At 37.7% G+C, this 15,416-nt stretch carries 20 protein-coding genes; 4 read left to right on the plus strand and 16 right to left on the minus strand.

What is annotated here, in order from left to right:
* Positions 1 to 3: 3 nt before the first annotated feature.
* The 6 genes from HPC67_RS13600 to HPC67_RS13620 all read right to left on the minus strand — a co-directional run bounded on the left by HPC67_RS13600 (position 4) and on the right by HPC67_RS13620 (position 5,024).
* On the minus strand, positions 4 to 912 hold the full coding sequence (locus tag HPC67_RS13600) for a hypothetical protein (RefSeq protein ID WP_217588757.1): 909 nt from the start codon (positions 910 to 912) through the stop codon (positions 4 to 6).
* 207 nt (positions 913 to 1,119) lie between these two features.
* On the minus strand, positions 1,120 to 1,641 hold the full coding sequence (locus HPC67_RS13605) for a hypothetical protein (RefSeq protein ID WP_217588759.1): 522 nt from the start codon (positions 1,639 to 1,641) through the stop codon (positions 1,120 to 1,122).
* A gap of 4 nt (positions 1,642 to 1,645) precedes the next feature.
* Complete coding sequence (locus HPC67_RS15905; RefSeq protein WP_281417532.1) at positions 1,646 to 1,780, minus strand: hypothetical protein; 135 nt, start codon at positions 1,778 to 1,780, stop codon at positions 1,646 to 1,648.
* A gap of 5 nt (positions 1,781 to 1,785) precedes the next feature.
* Positions 1,786 to 2,001 (minus strand): hypothetical protein, encoded by a 216-nt coding sequence (locus HPC67_RS13610; RefSeq protein ID WP_217588761.1) that lies wholly within the window; start codon positions 1,999 to 2,001, stop codon positions 1,786 to 1,788.
* A complete protein-coding gene (locus HPC67_RS13615; RefSeq protein WP_217588763.1) occupies positions 2,001 to 2,399 on the minus strand; it encodes a RusA family crossover junction endodeoxyribonuclease in 399 nt (132 codons plus the stop codon). The genes HPC67_RS13610 and HPC67_RS13615 overlap by 1 nt, the downstream gene beginning before the upstream one ends.
* Positions 2,400 to 2,795: 396 nt before the next feature.
* Complete coding sequence (locus HPC67_RS13620; RefSeq protein WP_217588764.1) at positions 2,796 to 5,024, minus strand: AAA family ATPase; 2,229 nt, start codon at positions 5,022 to 5,024, stop codon at positions 2,796 to 2,798.
* A gap of 60 nt (positions 5,025 to 5,084) precedes the next feature.
* Between HPC67_RS13620 and HPC67_RS13625 the strand changes: the two genes are divergently transcribed.
* Positions 5,085 to 5,861: a DUF4393 domain-containing protein gene (locus tag HPC67_RS13625; RefSeq protein WP_217588771.1), complete on the plus strand. Its 777-nt coding sequence runs from the start codon at positions 5,085 to 5,087 to the stop codon at positions 5,859 to 5,861.
* A 137-nt stretch (positions 5,862 to 5,998) separates the two neighbouring features.
* Here HPC67_RS13625 and HPC67_RS13630 read toward each other — a convergent pair whose 3' ends face one another.
* The 10 genes from HPC67_RS13630 to HPC67_RS13675 all read right to left on the minus strand — a co-directional run bounded on the left by HPC67_RS13630 (position 5,999) and on the right by HPC67_RS13675 (position 12,983).
* Entirely contained in the window at positions 5,999 to 7,579 is a 1,581-nt protein-coding gene (locus HPC67_RS13630; RefSeq protein ID WP_217588773.1) for a DEAD/DEAH box helicase, read from the minus strand.
* A gap of 10 nt (positions 7,580 to 7,589) precedes the next feature.
* Positions 7,590 to 8,120: a hypothetical protein gene (locus tag HPC67_RS13635; RefSeq protein WP_217588775.1), complete on the minus strand. Its 531-nt coding sequence runs from the start codon at positions 8,118 to 8,120 to the stop codon at positions 7,590 to 7,592.
* A 16-nt stretch (positions 8,121 to 8,136) separates the two neighbouring features.
* Positions 8,137 to 9,300, minus strand: a complete 1,164-nt coding sequence (locus tag HPC67_RS13640; protein ID WP_217588777.1) for an ATP-binding protein — start codon at positions 9,298 to 9,300, stop codon at positions 8,137 to 8,139.
* Positions 9,301 to 9,303: 3 nt separating this feature from the next.
* Complete coding sequence (locus HPC67_RS13645; protein ID WP_217588779.1) at positions 9,304 to 10,602, minus strand: AAA family ATPase; 1,299 nt, start codon at positions 10,600 to 10,602, stop codon at positions 9,304 to 9,306.
* Between the two features lie 32 nt (positions 10,603 to 10,634).
* Positions 10,635 to 11,387, minus strand: coding sequence for a hypothetical protein (locus HPC67_RS13650; RefSeq protein WP_217588781.1), 753 nt, complete (start codon positions 11,385 to 11,387; stop codon positions 10,635 to 10,637).
* Positions 11,388 to 11,389: 2 nt separating this feature from the next.
* Positions 11,390 to 11,815: a replication terminator protein gene (locus tag HPC67_RS13655; protein ID WP_217588783.1), complete on the minus strand. Its 426-nt coding sequence runs from the start codon at positions 11,813 to 11,815 to the stop codon at positions 11,390 to 11,392.
* Between the two features lie 277 nt (positions 11,816 to 12,092).
* Positions 12,093 to 12,365, minus strand: a complete 273-nt coding sequence (locus HPC67_RS13660) for a hypothetical protein (protein WP_217588785.1) — start codon at positions 12,363 to 12,365, stop codon at positions 12,093 to 12,095.
* Positions 12,362 to 12,589, minus strand: a complete 228-nt coding sequence (locus HPC67_RS13665; protein ID WP_217588787.1) for a hypothetical protein — start codon at positions 12,587 to 12,589, stop codon at positions 12,362 to 12,364. Before HPC67_RS13665 ends, HPC67_RS13660 begins: the two co-directional genes overlap by 4 nt.
* A complete protein-coding gene (locus HPC67_RS15910) occupies positions 12,586 to 12,786 on the minus strand; it encodes a helix-turn-helix transcriptional regulator (protein ID WP_217588789.1) in 201 nt (66 codons plus the stop codon). Before HPC67_RS15910 ends, HPC67_RS13665 begins: the two co-directional genes overlap by 4 nt.
* Positions 12,787 to 12,800: 14 nt before the next feature.
* The gene (locus tag HPC67_RS13675) at positions 12,801 to 12,983 is read right to left on the minus strand and encodes a helix-turn-helix domain-containing protein (RefSeq protein WP_217588797.1); all 183 of its coding nucleotides are present in this window, start codon (positions 12,981 to 12,983) and stop codon (positions 12,801 to 12,803) included.
* Positions 12,984 to 13,407: 424 nt separating this feature from the next.
* On the opposite strand from HPC67_RS13675, the gene HPC67_RS13680 reads away from it, so the two are divergent.
* From HPC67_RS13680 to HPC67_RS13690, 3 genes are read left to right on the plus strand one after another with little or no spacing between them, the layout of a single operon-like run.
* Positions 13,408 to 13,731 carry a helix-turn-helix domain-containing protein gene (locus tag HPC67_RS13680; protein ID WP_217588799.1) on the plus strand — a complete coding sequence of 108 codons (324 nt, stop codon included), beginning with the start codon at positions 13,408 to 13,410 and terminating at the stop codon, positions 13,729 to 13,731.
* A gap of 2 nt (positions 13,732 to 13,733) precedes the next feature.
* Positions 13,734 to 14,204, plus strand: a complete 471-nt coding sequence (locus HPC67_RS13685; protein WP_217588811.1) for an ImmA/IrrE family metallo-endopeptidase — start codon at positions 13,734 to 13,736, stop codon at positions 14,202 to 14,204.
* Between the two features lie 41 nt (positions 14,205 to 14,245).
* Complete coding sequence (locus tag HPC67_RS13690) at positions 14,246 to 15,334, plus strand: site-specific integrase (RefSeq protein ID WP_217588814.1); 1,089 nt, start codon at positions 14,246 to 14,248, stop codon at positions 15,332 to 15,334.
* The last annotated feature ends 82 nt before the right edge of the window (positions 15,335 to 15,416 follow it).

A 15,416-nucleotide genomic window follows, 5' to 3' on the forward strand; every position in this document is an offset into this window, starting at 1 on the left:
TTGTTATTCATCCTCATCATTAATATACATTGTTTGTATTAATTTTTTTTGTTTGATAAAAATTTCATTTATTGTATCCATAATAAGCGTAGGTGTTTCCTTTTTCCCTTTTTTAAGATCGATATCTTTGTAATCGGAAAATTTATTTGTCAATAAGTCAAGTGGCTCCTCAATATCATCATGTTCTGTAACCGCTCGAAGGGAGCTTAAATGATCATTACCCATTTCAAGAATTTGCTTCACTTTTCTTTTTGTTTGATCAGCATTCATTTCCGATGCAGTAATAGTTACATTCATTCGTTCGCCACCCAATTTTTTAGCAAGTCTAAAATCGCCCCAAATAGATCTTTTTTCAGATTGATTGGCAGATAGATCTTTCGGAAGTAGAAAACTATATTTTAGTTCTTTTATATGTTTAGAATTATATAAACGATCTAATTTATTTAAATCAGGTAATACATCCATAATATATTTGGAAGAACCTTTTTCAACTATTTTGGTTTGCCTTAGTAATTTTCGAATAAATACGCCAAAATTTTTATCATTTACTCCACCAACTTTTTTATGAAGAGCAATAGTTTTAGTTAATGGATAATATATAAACCCAGTATTTACTATAGGTCCCTCGTTCTCACCTTGTGCATATATAGTTCTGTTTCCATCTAGATCAGCGATTTCTCCTTGTTCAGTTATATCTAACTTCTCAACAATACCAGTCCACCAATGATTAGTACTATCTTCTATCTTATTTAAATAAGTAATCCTCAAAATTACTCCAGCGACTTTTACATTTTCAACCATTTTTTTGTTTAATATATTTTTTTGTTGCTTTAATAATTCGTCCACCTTTCCACTTTGATTGTTCGGTTCTGTAATATTAAAAAAGGAACACTGTATTCTTTTTTTAACCAAGTTCTTCTCCCCCTTGCCTTCGACTTTATAATTACTTTTTCGACAAACAAGAGGTTTTTCCCTTCTTTATACCTATATTTTTCCAATAAATTCATAAATAAAAGGCACTCCTCAAATAGAGCGCCTTTTTTATTCAATAATTACATTTATCTTACACTATCATAATAACACACAAAATGTCGCAAGTGCGTCTCAATTTTGTCGCAACTATTCAAACTTAATGGCTTCTATACCAAAGAAAATCACTGGAAGCTGTTCCACTGCTTTTTCTAAATATCTATACACTGTAGCTCGATCAATTCTTTCTTTGTCTGCAATCTCCTGAATGGTATATTTCTTAGATGTTAAATATTTCATCTCTAAAACACGGAAATACCCTAGTTCATCAATGCTACAAGACCGCTTATAAGCTTCCATCTTTCCTCTAACAAAATACACCATGGCTAGTGATTTTGTTTTGCTTTTTTTAATAGACTCGATACTCTCAAAGTTAATCTCAACAATATCCAAATCCTGAATCGATGTATCTTCAAATTTTAATAAGTCATCTTCTAACTTTTCACAATGTAACACAAGTGCCCTGTAATGTTTCAACAACAGCTTAATGTTTCGTAAACGCATATCATGCTTTATTTTATTACGTTTATTCTCGTCATCTTTGTATGCTCTAATGGCTTCCCGGGAAGCAGTCTCAGTAATTATTTTTATTTGCTTTTCTGTCAGATGCATACGTCTAAGCCTCCTTTCCAAACAACACTTTCAACCTCTCCTGCAGCTGTTCATCCGTATAATTTTTGAAAACAGACTCCTTAACACCTTCAGCTAATGCCAGCTGAGCAATAATAGATTGTCTTTCTTCTTGTCTCAATGCTATTACCTCGCTTTCTCATAAATATCATTAAGCCAATCAAGCAACATGATCATTTGTTTCTTCACCAGATCATTATTCCCGTACTTATCACTCAGTTCTCCCGTTGATCTCATTGCCCATGTCCAAAACTCATCACTTTCCATGCCATGTTTAACAGCCATAGAATTGCAATCAGATATCCATGATACTACTTCAGCATAGAACATTTGATAATCCATCAGATCGCCTCGATTCGTATATAAATTCCTGGAAGATCGGCCCAAAACTTTTCAGCTACCAAACTTACAATCAATGAATCATCCTTCCAAAAGCCTAGGTCTGTCATACAATCGAACAAAAGCTTCTGGCTGTTATCAATATCCGGCTTTGTGTGCTTATATTTACCGTTCGTATGCTTTCCAGTAATCGGGAAGCACCATTTCACGTATAAGCGAATCGGATTGCTATATTTCCTTTCAGGAACGTGTTGCCCAAGGTGAGCCAATAACTTACTACGAGCAGTCTTCAATTGTTCTGGTTCATAAAATACCGGCTTACCGTTTACAACCGTTACTTGTTTTTGTTGGTGTGTTGTCGTTGGTACTTTTTTCATTGGCATGAAGAATTCTGTTGTCATTTCAAATCAGCTTCTTTCACAAACACTCCGTTAACCATTTTGCCTTTACGGTATTTTAGTGCAATGGTTTTGAATTCTTTCATGATCTATTCACCTCTTCGTTTTTTGAAAAACTTGCTTTGTCATAGAAAGAGAAAATGGTGTGGCGGGCTGCGCTTGAGCCCACCACTTTTTTCTCTATGACCGACGGAGGAGTGAAACGGAAATTTATATATTATATATATAGCTTTTCATTTCACTCTGAAATTCTCGATAATCTCCGAAGATTTCACTTTTTGAAATGAAGTGAAAACAACCGACATTTTCACAAAATGAAACGTACTTTTGAAATGAAAACTATCGTGTTTTTTCAAATATTGAAAGGTTAAAATGAAATGTTTCACTTCGATGATTTCACTATCTTTTTTTAGACTTTCTCTCCACTTCTCCGTTAATAATTTGAAAACCACCATGATTTTTTATTCGATTTCTAACAGTTCGATCCGTAACCCCTAGATATTCAGCCATAGATTCTAAGGTGATTTTTTCTTCAATTGAACAAGCTTCAAAAGCACTTTCTAAAGCTTCATTTTGTTCTTTTTTTATTTCCGAAGGACCTTTTTTCTTTTTCTTCTGGAAGTTCTTCTTCCAGGATGGTTGTTCACTTTCAGGCTGAATATCTTTCAATATTCCTGTATGATCCACTCTATGAATCGGATACTGAAACCACATATTGATTGGATCAAATTTCGGGTATTCCCTTAATGTACCTTCAACTCTCCAAGCAGAGCGGATTCGCACCTGCTTCACGGCTTTGTTAATAGCTGATTCAGCTTCTTCTAACGTTTTAGCAGGTAATACCTTCTTAGCGTGTGTATTCATTTGTGATACGCTTTGCTGATCGTCTATGCCTACGTTCTCGTCAAAGTAATCAAAGTTAGCATTTCTGATAAAATTGGAATAGATTTCAGTAGCCGCAGCATTCTCCTGCTGTTTTAATAAGTCATCCGTCAATTCCAGTTCAATCAAGTCAATTAACGCATCAGGATCCCTAGCGAATACACCAGATCCACTTGACCGGTCCATTGATTTCTTACCACCTTGTGTTCCTTTTGAATGATGGTGACAGTAAATAACACTGGAACCCAATTCCGTACATACCTTGTCAAACTGATTGGTGAAATGAGCCATCTGATCTGCGCTGTTTTCGTCACCTGTCAGTACCTTATAAATTGGATCAATGATGACAGCTATATAATTCTTTTTAGCTGCTCTTCTAATCAACTTAGGAGCTAGCTTATCCATCGGGACGGACTTGCCCCGTAAATTCCAAATATCTATGTTTGATAGATTGCTAGGTTGCCACCCTAATGCATTGTAGACGTCTTTGAAACGATGTAACGCACTAGGTCTGTCTAGCTCTAAATTGACGTATAGAACCTTTCCTTTTGTACAATTCCAGCCAAGCCACTGTCTGCCTTCTGCAATTGCTATGGAAAGTTCAATCAGCGCAAAGGACTTACCTGCTTTTGACGGCCCAGCCATCAGCATCTTGTGTCCCTGTCTTAGTACACCTTCTATTAATGGTGGGGCGAGTTTAGGCATGTCGTCCCAAAAATCTGTTAAGCTTTCCGGATCTGGTAAATCATCATTGATATCCTCAATCCAATCATGCCATTCTTCCCATGTTTTCTTACCAATGTTGGTATCGATAATAAATTGCTTTTTACCATTGCGTTCAATACCTGGCATACGTGAAAGACGAGATGGATTTCTGTTTTGGTTATCGATATCGAGTCCATTTTTCTTACATACGTCATATAAATAGTCCACACGGTTTCGATATTCATCATAATTGGCAGCATCTATTTTCACGATTGCGTGTAAGCTTTTTTTACCACTAAACACTAGTGTTGCAATCGGTAATTCTAGTTCTCTGAGGATGGCGTTTTGCTTTTCTAAATCCATAGAATCTGACTCGACTAATGCGTATTTATATTCTGTTACGTTTGCGTTTTTAACACCATTGCCATCAAGTGGGTTGAAACGGATCCATGCACCGGCTTCAGGATTATAATCACCGAGAACAGCTCCTATATCTCCATCTGATTGATTTAAAGCCTGAATCAATTCACCCGCTGTCCTGTCCCAGTTTCCTTTCGTTGGTAAATACTTCCCTTCATCGTTCTGCCATGTTGATACCACATAACCAACATTCTCTGATGCCTCGAATAGAGTCTCTAAATATGTGGTGAGTTCCCGGACTGGATTCCATACACTAGGTTCGCTGACCTCTTTCCCTTCTATCCAATTCTTGTCGATGACAACATAATCGTCATCCCCGCTTATTTCATCATCCCAACCTAATTCATGATCTTCTTTTTTTGATCTTGACTCCCAACCATTTTCTTTGGCCATCTGTGTAATTGTGGCGCCAGTAATTCCACTTCCTTCAAACGTAGTCCACTTTTTGAAGCATTCCCCGGGATGGTACCTTTGTCCATCCCGTTTGCTCCAATCCTCCCAATCGCTTGCTGTATAACCTTCATATCTTAATGCCATTCCGACATTAAGCCATTCTTGGTAATCAAGGTATGCAGGATCCACGTATTCTAAAAGAGCCAATAAATCTATTTTGTTTTCCATGATAGTAGAATCACCTTCTTTCTTTTGATATGATTAGAATAAAAAGTAAGGAGAATTGACATGTATGAAATCATTACTAGCGGATTAATGACTTTTGGCGCTGGCTTTGCTACTTCTTCAATTACAAAAGCTCAAGGACCTGGACGCGCTTTAGACGACATTATGGCTTTAGTAGGTTTTGAAAAATTACATGAAGTAGCAGAAAAAAAACGAGAAAAAAGAGAACAAAATGTAAAAAATTACAAGGAATCGATCGCACAGAAGATCGCCTCAATACCAGAAGAAAAGCTTCAGGAACCTCCCCTTTCCCTTGTAGGACCTGCATTAGAAGCATCCAAGTATTATATTGAAGAGGAAACATTAAGAGAAATGTTTTCAAATTTAATTGCCTCTTCGATGAATTCATCACAAAGTAATTTGGTTCACACTTCTTATGTCGATATCATAAGACAATTAAGTCCTCATGACGCTCATATATTAAAAGAGTTTAAAAAAATGAGTCTTTCAGTTAACGCTCCGCATCCAATTATGAGTATGGTCATACATTCAGAAGGAGAGGGCACTAAAACTATATTTCCAATGATCGCTTTATTTGAAGAAAATATAGATTTTTTTAATAATGCTCCTTCAATTAATAACTTAGAAAGATTAGGTATTATAAAAACTTCTTTTACAACTTATCTCCATGATGATAACGAATATAACTTTATACGTGATCACCATGCTGTAAAATCAGTTCTTGAAAAAAATAAACACATGACATTAAAAAAAGGATCCTTTGTTTTAACCAACTTTGGCGAGAATTTCATCAGTATTTGTGTAGAGAATTCTTTCTGATAAAATCTTCTTCTTTCTCAAAAAATCTATCCATCCACTTTTCTATCATCTTCATCTGTAACTTCATCATTAAGATAGAGGTGATTAGAGAAGTGGCTACAGATACGGTAATAACAGATAATATATTCATTTTTTGGTTACTCCTCCACTTTATATTCTTTAGGATTAATACCAACTGGCGTTACCCAACCATTAGCAGCAATTCTATCAATTAATTTCTTTGCATTTTCAAATGGCCACTTCCCTACATGTTCAAAACCACGCTGCTCTAAAAATCGTATTTGTTTCGGTGTTGTGAGCCCTTGTTCTTTTCGCATATCTAACCGTTCAAGCATTTTAGAAGCTTTTCCAGCATTGTCGACTTGATCAGGAAAGATCCCTTGCTTTTCTAACGCTTTGATTTGCTTTTCGCTAGGCGGTCCCATTTCCCACCCAAACGACGGTACATAATTTGCTAAGTCTTCCGCCTGGATACTCATTTCAAACTGAAGTGGGTCAACTAGCTTACGTTTACGCTTTTTCATTTCTGCGAGTTGCTTGGCAAGAGCTTCCTCACGCTGAGCAACCACATCTTCCTCTGCTTGTTGTTCCACCAACTCTAAATCTAGAGGAACACCAGCTTCTTCGATTTGTTTCGTCATGGCCTTGCCCACTTCTTCATTTTCAGCAATCAAGTGTGCAGGATGACATAAATCATGTCGATCAGTATGCCACAAGAAATCTAGCAGTAATAATTCAGTTTTACCTTCAAACAATCGGGTACCACGTCCAACCATTTGACTATATAAGGAACGCACCTTTGTAGGCCTTAATACAACAACACAGTCAACGCTAGGGCAGTCCCACCCCTCAGTAAGAAGCATAGAATTACATAAAACGTTATATCTATCATTATCAAAGTCTTTCAAAACCTGGTCCCTGTCTTTAGATTCACCGTTTACTTCTGCAGCACGGAAACCTTTCGAGTTTAGTATTTCAGTGAATCGCTGACTCGTCTTTACTAATGGAAGAAAAACGACAACCTTCCTATTACTTGCATTTTTCACCATTTCATCTGCAATTGATTCAAGATACGGATCCAATGCGCTCCCTAGATCACTTGTTTTAAAATCGCCAGCTTGTTGACTAACGTTCGATAAATCTAATTTAAGTGGAATCGTTAGAGCTTTAATGGGAGACAAGTATCCTTCTTTAATGGCTTTAGGTAGTGTGTATTCAAATGCTAGGCTTTCGAAATAAGATCCTAGATTACGCATATCTCCTCGATCTGGCGTCGCGGTGACACCCAATACCTTCGCATCAAAGTAATTTAATACGCGCTGATAACTGTCTGATATGCAATGATGCGCCTCGTCAATGATAATTACATCAAAAAAATCCTTATCGAATCGTTCCAGTCTTTTTTCTCGCATCATGGTTTGAACGCTACCAACAACAACTCGGTACCAGCTGCCTAAAGATGTTTGTTCTGCTTTTTCTGTCGCACATTTTAATCCAGTTGCCTTTTCCAATTTATCTGCAGCTTGATCTAATAATTCGCCCCGATGGGCAAGGACGAGAACGCGCTCGCCCTTTTTAACTCGATCCTCAATCACTTTGGAAAATACAATGGTTTTCCCTGTACCAGTTGGTAATACAAGTAACGTCTTTTTTATACCTCTATCCCATTCAGCCTGAATAGATTCTCTGGCATCCTGTTGATAATCCCTGAGTTCCATTTGTTACCTCCTAAAATTGCCCTGGTATGAATCCGCCTTGTTGTTGTGTATTTGTTGGGAATGGCGCTTGTTGCTGTTGCACCTGTTGTTGATACCCTTGACTTTGTCCTTGCGGAAAGGCTTCTTCATACGGATAGAATTTTTTCACTTGGTTGTTCGTCCGCTCTTCCCCGTCTCTACCAACAAATTTATTAATTTCAAGCTGAAGTTTCCCTTTCGAGCCAATAACTGTATTCCAATTCATTCTTAGCTTTTCACCTTTTTTCTTTTGGCCAATGCCGGTGAAAAAGTTTGATAATAAACCTTCAGTTTTCGTGTGAAGCAATAAGTTGTGAAAGATAACGACATCACCGTGCTCCTGAGAATGTACTGTGAGTTCCAATTTTGCTTGATTACAAGCTGGCATTTTAGCGCTACCTTGGAAGCGCCCACGTTCAAACTTTGTAACCGTGAAATTATAATCTCCAGCTGGTAGCAATATATAATCGCCACCATCCTTTTCTATCTCGTCATCCCATTGCAATTCTCTTTCTTGTTCCATCATTCATTCCTCCTAATTAATTAAATGGCAAGCTTTCTCTAAACTCCTGAACCATTCCAAATACTTGTTGCCATGCTCCTACTAGCACACCCTCAATAAAGCTTGGATCATAGTTTGTAATAGGTGTATCTTGTGGATAATATCCCTTTTGACTCACGACAACTTGAATCTCTTCTTCAGAAACTCCGTGCTGTGTCATTAAATCTTTCAAAGCTTTCGGAATTGCTGGATCAAGGCTAGGCATTGTACCTTGATGGGTTGGTGGTGCTGTTGCATTCACTTGAGATGGTGCTTGGTCAGTATGCAGTTCCGGTTGTTGTGCTTGAGTATCGTCTTCTTGTTGTCCTTGACTTCCATGCTCTGGTTGTAATGTTGCTTGTTGTTCAGTCGGACTTGGTACGTATTGTTGTGGTTGTGGATTTGGCTCCACTTGTGGAACTGAACCGTGACTACTACGTTGGAAAACATGAGCAATGCTCGAATAATCTAACGGTAATTCTTCGGAAAGCCCTTGGCGGTTTTTGGCATCCCAAGCTGGGTGGTGCGTTGTATACATAACTCGCTTTCCGCCTTGTGCTTTGTGTTTCCGCCCTTGGTCATCTGCAGCCACGCTGTATGTCTTATAGTTGATAAACAAAACCATATCTGCCCACTCTTTGACTAATGGTGCTGTCTGTGAACTGGTCTTTTTACCAAGCTTCAGCTGGTAACGATCATAAGCACCCATTTCATCCGGCTGTTCAAATTTTACAATTTGGCTATGCGCCGTTAGAACAACGTTTATACCCGTTTCAATAACATCACTCAATTTGTTTAGAAACTTTCCAAATTCCTCTTTCACATAAACGTACCCTTGGCCATAACCAAAGTCTTCGACGCCTTTTTTGTTATGTTGGGCACATACATTTCTAGTGCATTCCATTTCTGCCCAATCGATTGAATCAATGACAAGTGTTTCAAATCTTCCTGATTGTTGCTTAACCCAATCAACCTGCTGATTAATCATTGTCCAGCTCGTTGGGCTGGGAAGACGATCCACTGATAATTCTGTAGTAGACCCTTCAGTATCGATAAATATAGGTTTAGGAAATTGGGACGCTAGAGAGGATTTTCCAATCCCCTCAGGTCCATACAGAACGACCTTCTTCGCCTTTTCTATTATTCCACTTATTACTTCCATGGATTAAAATTCCCCCGCTTTCCATTGTTTTTGCTGTTGGTTTTTCTTCTCCTCAATGATCTGCTGTCCGGCAATATATCCATCTTCAATAATGATTGAGCATTCTTCACCAGTGCTTACCCTAGTGGCGATGGCCTGAAGTTGCTCTCGTTCTAACCAATCGCTGAACTCATTGAGCGTATCTAAGTCCATTTGCTCTAACTTGTCCATCAAGATGAAGCCGCAATTTGGCTTTAATTTACGAACAATAGCTGCAGATACTTTAAGTTGATCCGCTCCAGACATGTTGTCCCACTTTTGTCCTTCATAAATAAGGTCACCATCTTCTACCGAAAGACCAGATAATGGTAGATTTGCATTTCCTAATAGATCTGATTTTTGTTGACGAACATTCTCGATGTTCTTAGATAATTCGTCATATTGCCTTCTATAGTGGTTGGCATCCTCTTCTGCTTTATCCTTATCTAGATTTGCTCGAACTTTTCTATTAATCTCGTCTATCTGTTGAATGTTAGCTTCTAGCTGTTCAGTTGATTCATCAATTAAATCTAGCGCATCCTTTTGAGCTATCTCCAAATCCCTTCCAAGGTCCTCATAGACTGCTTCTGCTTCTTGAAGTTGCTGCTTGATCCGTTCTATTTCCTGACCTTTACTAGCATGCGCTTGTTTAATTTGATCAAGTTGCTGACGTTTCCGCTGATTTTCGCCATTACGCGCAAGTATTTCCTGTTGCTGTTGAATCAAATCAGATGCAGAGATAGGCTCCTTAGGCGCGTCGGGATAATATGTCTGTTCTTCAGCAAATTTCTTTTTCTGTGAGGCGATTTGTCCAATGGAACGGCGTTGGTTATATAGATCTTGCTCTTCCGCTTCCAGCTTATGAAGTTGCTCACCAACTCCAATGATCTGCAGTAATGTATTTGCCTTTTCTCTGCTCGTAGAATTCATAAATTTTGGTAGATCAATGGCCAACTCTTCAACAAAACTATTAAGAAGTTGTTGGCCAGCTTTTTGCCCATTCGGATCAGTGACCTTCAAATCACTGTTCTTACCTTTTCTTTCAACTACCAATCCGTTTGACATTGTCACTTTTAGAGCTGGAGGTACTACACTACCTTCTCTTGTTGCTTGGCTAGGCTTGTACTTATTCCCCCCTAGAACCCATGCAATGGAATCCAATACAGACGTTTTCCCTTGTCCATTTTTTCCACCTAACAAAGTCAGTCCATTTGCTGTTGGCTCTACCTTCACGGCTTTAACGCGCTTTACATTTTCAATTTCAAACTTGTTTATCTTTATCATGGTTAGTCATTCTTCCTTTCTACCTTTTTCTATTAAGCAATAATGGTAATTCTTTTTTCACTGATTTCAGCTTCTAGTTCTTTTGCCAAGTAATCTCTTACATTTGCGATTGCTATGTTTCTCCATGCTCCGCCATCAGCTTCAAATATGGCACCTCGTGGACCATCTTTCATACGGAATACAAAGTCACTCTCTGGCTGATCAACTTCCAAGAACGTTCTGTATGGTGCCAATGTTACAGGGTTAGGAACCAGCACATCATCAGCTGAAGCTACACCTGTTTGAATGGTTACAGCCTGAGAAACACCGTCATCACCGGTATGTCGAACGTTATCTTCCTTTAGGCTCCCAATCACTTTCAATAACAGATTACGATCCTCTGTTTTAGTGAATTTTGATTGGAAAGCAATGTTCATTGACTCCACATCGTGGAAGTAATCAAAATCAAATTCAGGGACGATTGCATTCGCAACTGCCAAGTCCTCACGACCGCCATCAAATTCGAGTAATCCTTTTAAAACAACCTTTTTTTCATTCTTAACGTGTAAGAACAATGGGCTTTCACTACGCTCTAACTTTGATTTAATGTACGTGACCAAACCAGTTAGCGTGTTTAATTCCAACGCTTGATTTGCTCTGTTATTTGTTGGTTTGACTTCTTTTCCGACTCCGCTGTCATCAACAAAAAAGATGCGGTCTTTGTTATCCTGATCGGAAAACTCCACTATGCGGTCATGTGGCTCAATGCCTGATTCAAATAGAAATTTAATAGCCTCTTTTAACATAATTAGTTACCTCGCTTTTGTAGATTTATAATATTTTTTCGCTGTTGTTCTCGCTCGATCACGTCAATAGGATCTCCGACATCAGATCTTATTTCTGCGTCGTCATCAAAATATATTTGCCCAGGTGCCTTAGATTTAAGTTCTCTGGCTTCGACCCTACCACTACTTAGATCTTTTCCGGTTAATACTGTAGTAGACACTCCCTCGGCATTGGCCAACTTAGAGGTAAAGTCACTTGTCAAAGTAACAGTTTGCCTGTTTTCATCAGGTTTAAATTCGAGTTTAATGGTGACTGTCCGTTTGTCTGTTGCTTTAGTGTTCAGATCGTGAATGTTAGCGAAAATCTTATTCAACTCGTAATCTAGCTTTTCCTGAATGGCACCATTAGCCAAATCAGACAGAGATAGATCAATTTGCTTTTTGCTCACCCTACATACCTCATTTCCGTGTTATAATGTGATTATGGTTAGTTATTCTTTATGCTCGTATAGGGTTGCAGCCCTTTACGAGTTTTTTCTTTCTTTCAAATAATTAATAGAATGATAGTGACGATCAGAATTGCTCCCACACCAGCAAAAGTGAAATCTTTCTTGCCGTAGTCCTTAATTTCCATCACCACCTTTCAAGCTGTACACATCGCCCACATAAGTAAAATCAGCGAAGCAATAAACAGGCTCACGTGCCAAATATGATAAAAACGGTCACTCATTTTGATAACCTCTGCAGCAATTCTCGTCGTTCTTGCTCTCCTTCAATTTGCTTTAGAACCAAATAAGCCTGATCTTGCATTTGTTTTGCTTTCTTCAACTCTTGCAGCTGTTCAAAAGTATGAGCTACATTTCGGTAGTCAGCAGCCGCTTTACTAAACTCACCTTCAATTGCATACTCTTCTGCAGTAGACTTGTGGTAATCGTGCATATTCAATAAACTAATGACCAGATCTTGATCAGCTTTGCGGAACATTGAAAGGTCTATCATGATTCAACCTCCTCAAAATTTCGTGCCTTATCTACTGCTCTATACAGAGGCATAACGTCAATATTCTTTCGTTCAAATTCTTCATTACGTAGCGTCGGAATTTCGTAAACTTGTCCCATATCATTCATTAGAGTTGTTAGGTCCTTGGAGCGCATTGGCTCTGGTCTTTTCAAAACTTCAGTGAAACGATCTTGGAATGCAATCAGATTAAAATCTAATTTCATATGGCTTTATCCTCCCCAAATAATTGATCTAACGAGGTATTAAAAATTCTTGCTAATCTCTTTCCTTCACTAATAGTAAATTCACGCTTACCACTTTCTTTTAAATGATAGGACTGCGGATGCATTCGTAATTTTTCAGCCACTTCCCTCTGTTTCATTCGGTGTTCACGACGAGTAATGTATAATTGACTGTTCACCAACTATCACCACCTTAGATACATAAAATCTTCTTGATGTGATTAACATGTTCTTGAGCTTTCGGACCATCTTTTCTTCCGTTGATGATGTCCGATAGATATGCATTCGAAATTCCAAGCATTTCAGCTAATTCTTTCTGCTTCATTTTGCGTTTGAATAATTCTGATCTAACCAATGCTCCTATATCATTCGGCATAAATTAAACCTCCTTCTCCCTCTCCCCCACACCCCCTGATCAAAGTCTGATGTCGTGGCGTTGGCTATTGCTGCTGCTCGGGATTTAAACGGTCCGTCATGGCATGCTCCGCTCGATCAGAGTCTGATCAGAAGGTGTGGGTTTTAATTTATAAGCTACTCAATTAGCTAAAACTGTTGACCTTTTTAGGCGTATAGTTTAATATATACCCATAGCTAAATAAGACTTTAAAAAAGCCTGTAATTATGCGTTTTATCAGCTCCCCAGCGTCAAAAAAATGCATTCAAATAGGTCGTATTTTTTATTGTCTTTTTCGCTAACTAAATAGCTTATGTCAGTCATATTAAACTATAAGCATAAAATAGTCAATGATTTTTATGCAAAAAGTTTAATGTACTTTGACTAGCTTTTAAGGATGGTTGATATGACAACGTTTGATACAGTTAAAAAATTATGTAGCGAAAGGAAAATTTCAATTAACGATTTAGAAGAAGCGTTAGGTTATTCCAAAAATACTTTATATCGATTGAAAACACAGACACCTGGTGCTGATAAACTTCGAGCAATTGCCGATTACTTCGATGTGTCCACAGACTACCTCCTCGGCCGTACCGAGAAAAAGTATTTAGACGACACAGATACTATAGCAGCTCACCATGAAGGTGAAGAGTGGACTGAAGAAGAATTGGAGGAAATTAAACGATTCAAAGAGTTTATCAAGCTAAAAAGAACACAGCAGGGGGATTAGTTATGCATTTTGAAAGGCTTCTGAAGGAGGCTAATTCTTTAGGGATTGATGTTGATGAGAGACCCCTAAAAGGTCACATTAAAGGTCTGTATTGTGATAATGTCATATGGATTAATAAGGATCTCCCAACACTAAATGAAAAATATTGCGTACTTGCTGAAGAACTTGGCCATTATCACACATCTGTGGGAGACATACTTGATCAATCAAAATTAAGCAATCGCAAACAGGAGCAACGTGCCCGCTCTTGGGCTTATGAACGTATTGTTCCATTATCAAAAATTGTACAAGCTCATAAGGAACATATTAGAAATCGGTTTGAGCTTGCAGAATTCTTAGGTGTAACTGAAACTTTTCTTGAATTTGCTCTAGATAGATATAAAGAGAAATATGGTATTGCAATCAACTTTAATGGGTACACTATTTGTTTTGAACCGCTTGGTGTTATTGAGTGGTTCGATAAAAAATTTTAACTCAAGAATAGAACATACATTCTCATAAAGGAGGAACAAGCATGGCAATTTACAAGGATAAAAAACGCGGCACCTATTATTATAGCGTGTATGTAGACTTGCCTAATGGAGAAAGAAAGCGATACATGAAAAGAGGTTTTAAATCAAGCAAAGAGGCTAGAAATGCAGAAATAGATTTTCTATATAATTTTGATGTGGAAGATGAAGAAAATATTACTTTCGGAGAAATAGCTGATATGTATTTAAATTGGTATAAGAAGAGAAGGAAAGAGTCTTCTTACGCCAAGATAGAAAGTGTAGTGCGCATACATTTAAAACCACGATTCCAACATAAAAAAATCAAAGACATTTTAAAAAGGGACATCGTTCGTTTTCACGACGATCTGTTAGATAATTTATCTGCAGCTAGTGCAAAAAAAGTACACACCGTATTATCTGCTATTTTAAATTATGCCATTAGCCTCGAATATTTAAGAGTTAATGTTGCGAGAGATGTTGGGAATATAGATGTGAAAGAAAAGAAGAGGATGGATTTCTGGACAATCGATGAGTTTAAACAATTTATCCAGGTAGTTGATGATTTAATGTACCAGTCATTTTTTATGGTCTTGTTTTATGGAGGATTGAGAAAAGGAGAAGCATTAGCTTTAACCTGGAATGACATTGACTTTAACAACAACATTATTAATATCGATAAAACCGTTTATCATAGGAGAGTTACATCACCTAAGAATGAATCATCTATACGAAAAATAAAAATGCCCCAACACACCATGAATTTGTTAGGTGAGCTGAAGCTACAGTCAAAAAATAAAAAAGACTATGTGGTGTTTGGTGAGTTTTATGATCACGTACCTGAAACCACCATAGATCGTTTCTATAATTATTATGTTAAACAGACAAAAATAAAACGCATCAGAATACACGATTTTAGGCACTCTCACGCATCTTATTTAATAAGTCTAGGCAATGACATTCAGATCGTTAGTAAACGTCTAGGTCATGCAAATACGTCAACCACTCATGATATTTATAGTCATCTATATCCAAATGCTGAAGAAGATGCTATAGCAAAAATGGAAGATGACTTTAAGCCTGCTGATGTGGTCAAAATTAGTGATTATAAATGATTTACAGTATCACAAATCGTATCACGAATTTTCAAAGTCAGTCGTATCAAGGCTTTAAGGCAAATAAGTGGAGACGGCGGGA

Source organism: Lentibacillus saliphilus, from assembly GCF_019093865.1.
Lineage (GTDB): Bacteria > Bacillota > Bacilli > Bacillales > Amphibacillaceae > Lentibacillus_B > Lentibacillus_B saliphilus.

Bases quoted from the DNA above. Each gene is read 5' to 3' on its own strand.
- HPC67_RS13665 (WP_217588787.1), bottom strand. From the start codon at position 12,589: ATGAAATTAGATTTTAATCTGATTGCATTCCAAGATCGTTTCACTGAA.
- HPC67_RS13640 (WP_217588777.1), bottom strand. From the start codon at position 9,300: ATGGAAGTAATAAGTGGAATAATAGAAAAGGCGAAGAAGGTCGTTCTG.
- HPC67_RS13630 (WP_217588773.1), bottom strand. From the start codon at position 7,579: ATGGAACTCAGGGATTATCAACAGGATGCCAGAGAATCTATTCAGGCT.
- HPC67_RS13615 (WP_217588763.1), bottom strand. From the start codon at position 2,399: ATGACAACAGAATTCTTCATGCCAATGAAAAAAGTACCAACGACAACA.
- HPC67_RS13620 (WP_217588764.1), bottom strand. From the start codon at position 5,024: ATGGAAAACAAAATAGATTTATTGGCTCTTTTAGAATACGTGGATCCT.
- HPC67_RS13680 (WP_217588799.1), top strand. From the start codon at position 13,408: ATGACAACGTTTGATACAGTTAAAAAATTATGTAGCGAAAGGAAAATT.
- HPC67_RS13690 (WP_217588814.1), top strand. From the start codon at position 14,246: ATGGCAATTTACAAGGATAAAAAACGCGGCACCTATTATTATAGCGTG.
- HPC67_RS13625 (WP_217588771.1), top strand. From the start codon at position 5,085: ATGTATGAAATCATTACTAGCGGATTAATGACTTTTGGCGCTGGCTTT.
- HPC67_RS13650 (WP_217588781.1), bottom strand. From the start codon at position 11,387: ATGTTAAAAGAGGCTATTAAATTTCTATTTGAATCAGGCATTGAGCCA.
- HPC67_RS13660 (WP_217588785.1), bottom strand. From the start codon at position 12,365: ATGATAGACCTTTCAATGTTCCGCAAAGCTGATCAAGATCTGGTCATT.
- HPC67_RS13675 (WP_217588797.1), bottom strand. From the start codon at position 12,983: ATGCCGAATGATATAGGAGCATTGGTTAGATCAGAATTATTCAAACGC.
- HPC67_RS13635 (WP_217588775.1), bottom strand. From the start codon at position 8,120: ATGGAACAAGAAAGAGAATTGCAATGGGATGACGAGATAGAAAAGGAT.
- HPC67_RS13610 (WP_217588761.1), bottom strand. From the start codon at position 2,001: ATGGATTATCAAATGTTCTATGCTGAAGTAGTATCATGGATATCTGAT.
- HPC67_RS13605 (WP_217588759.1), bottom strand. From the start codon at position 1,641: ATGCATCTGACAGAAAAGCAAATAAAAATAATTACTGAGACTGCTTCC.
- HPC67_RS13685 (WP_217588811.1), top strand. From the start codon at position 13,734: ATGCATTTTGAAAGGCTTCTGAAGGAGGCTAATTCTTTAGGGATTGAT.
- HPC67_RS13645 (WP_217588779.1), bottom strand. From the start codon at position 10,602: ATGATAAAGATAAACAAGTTTGAAATTGAAAATGTAAAGCGCGTTAAA.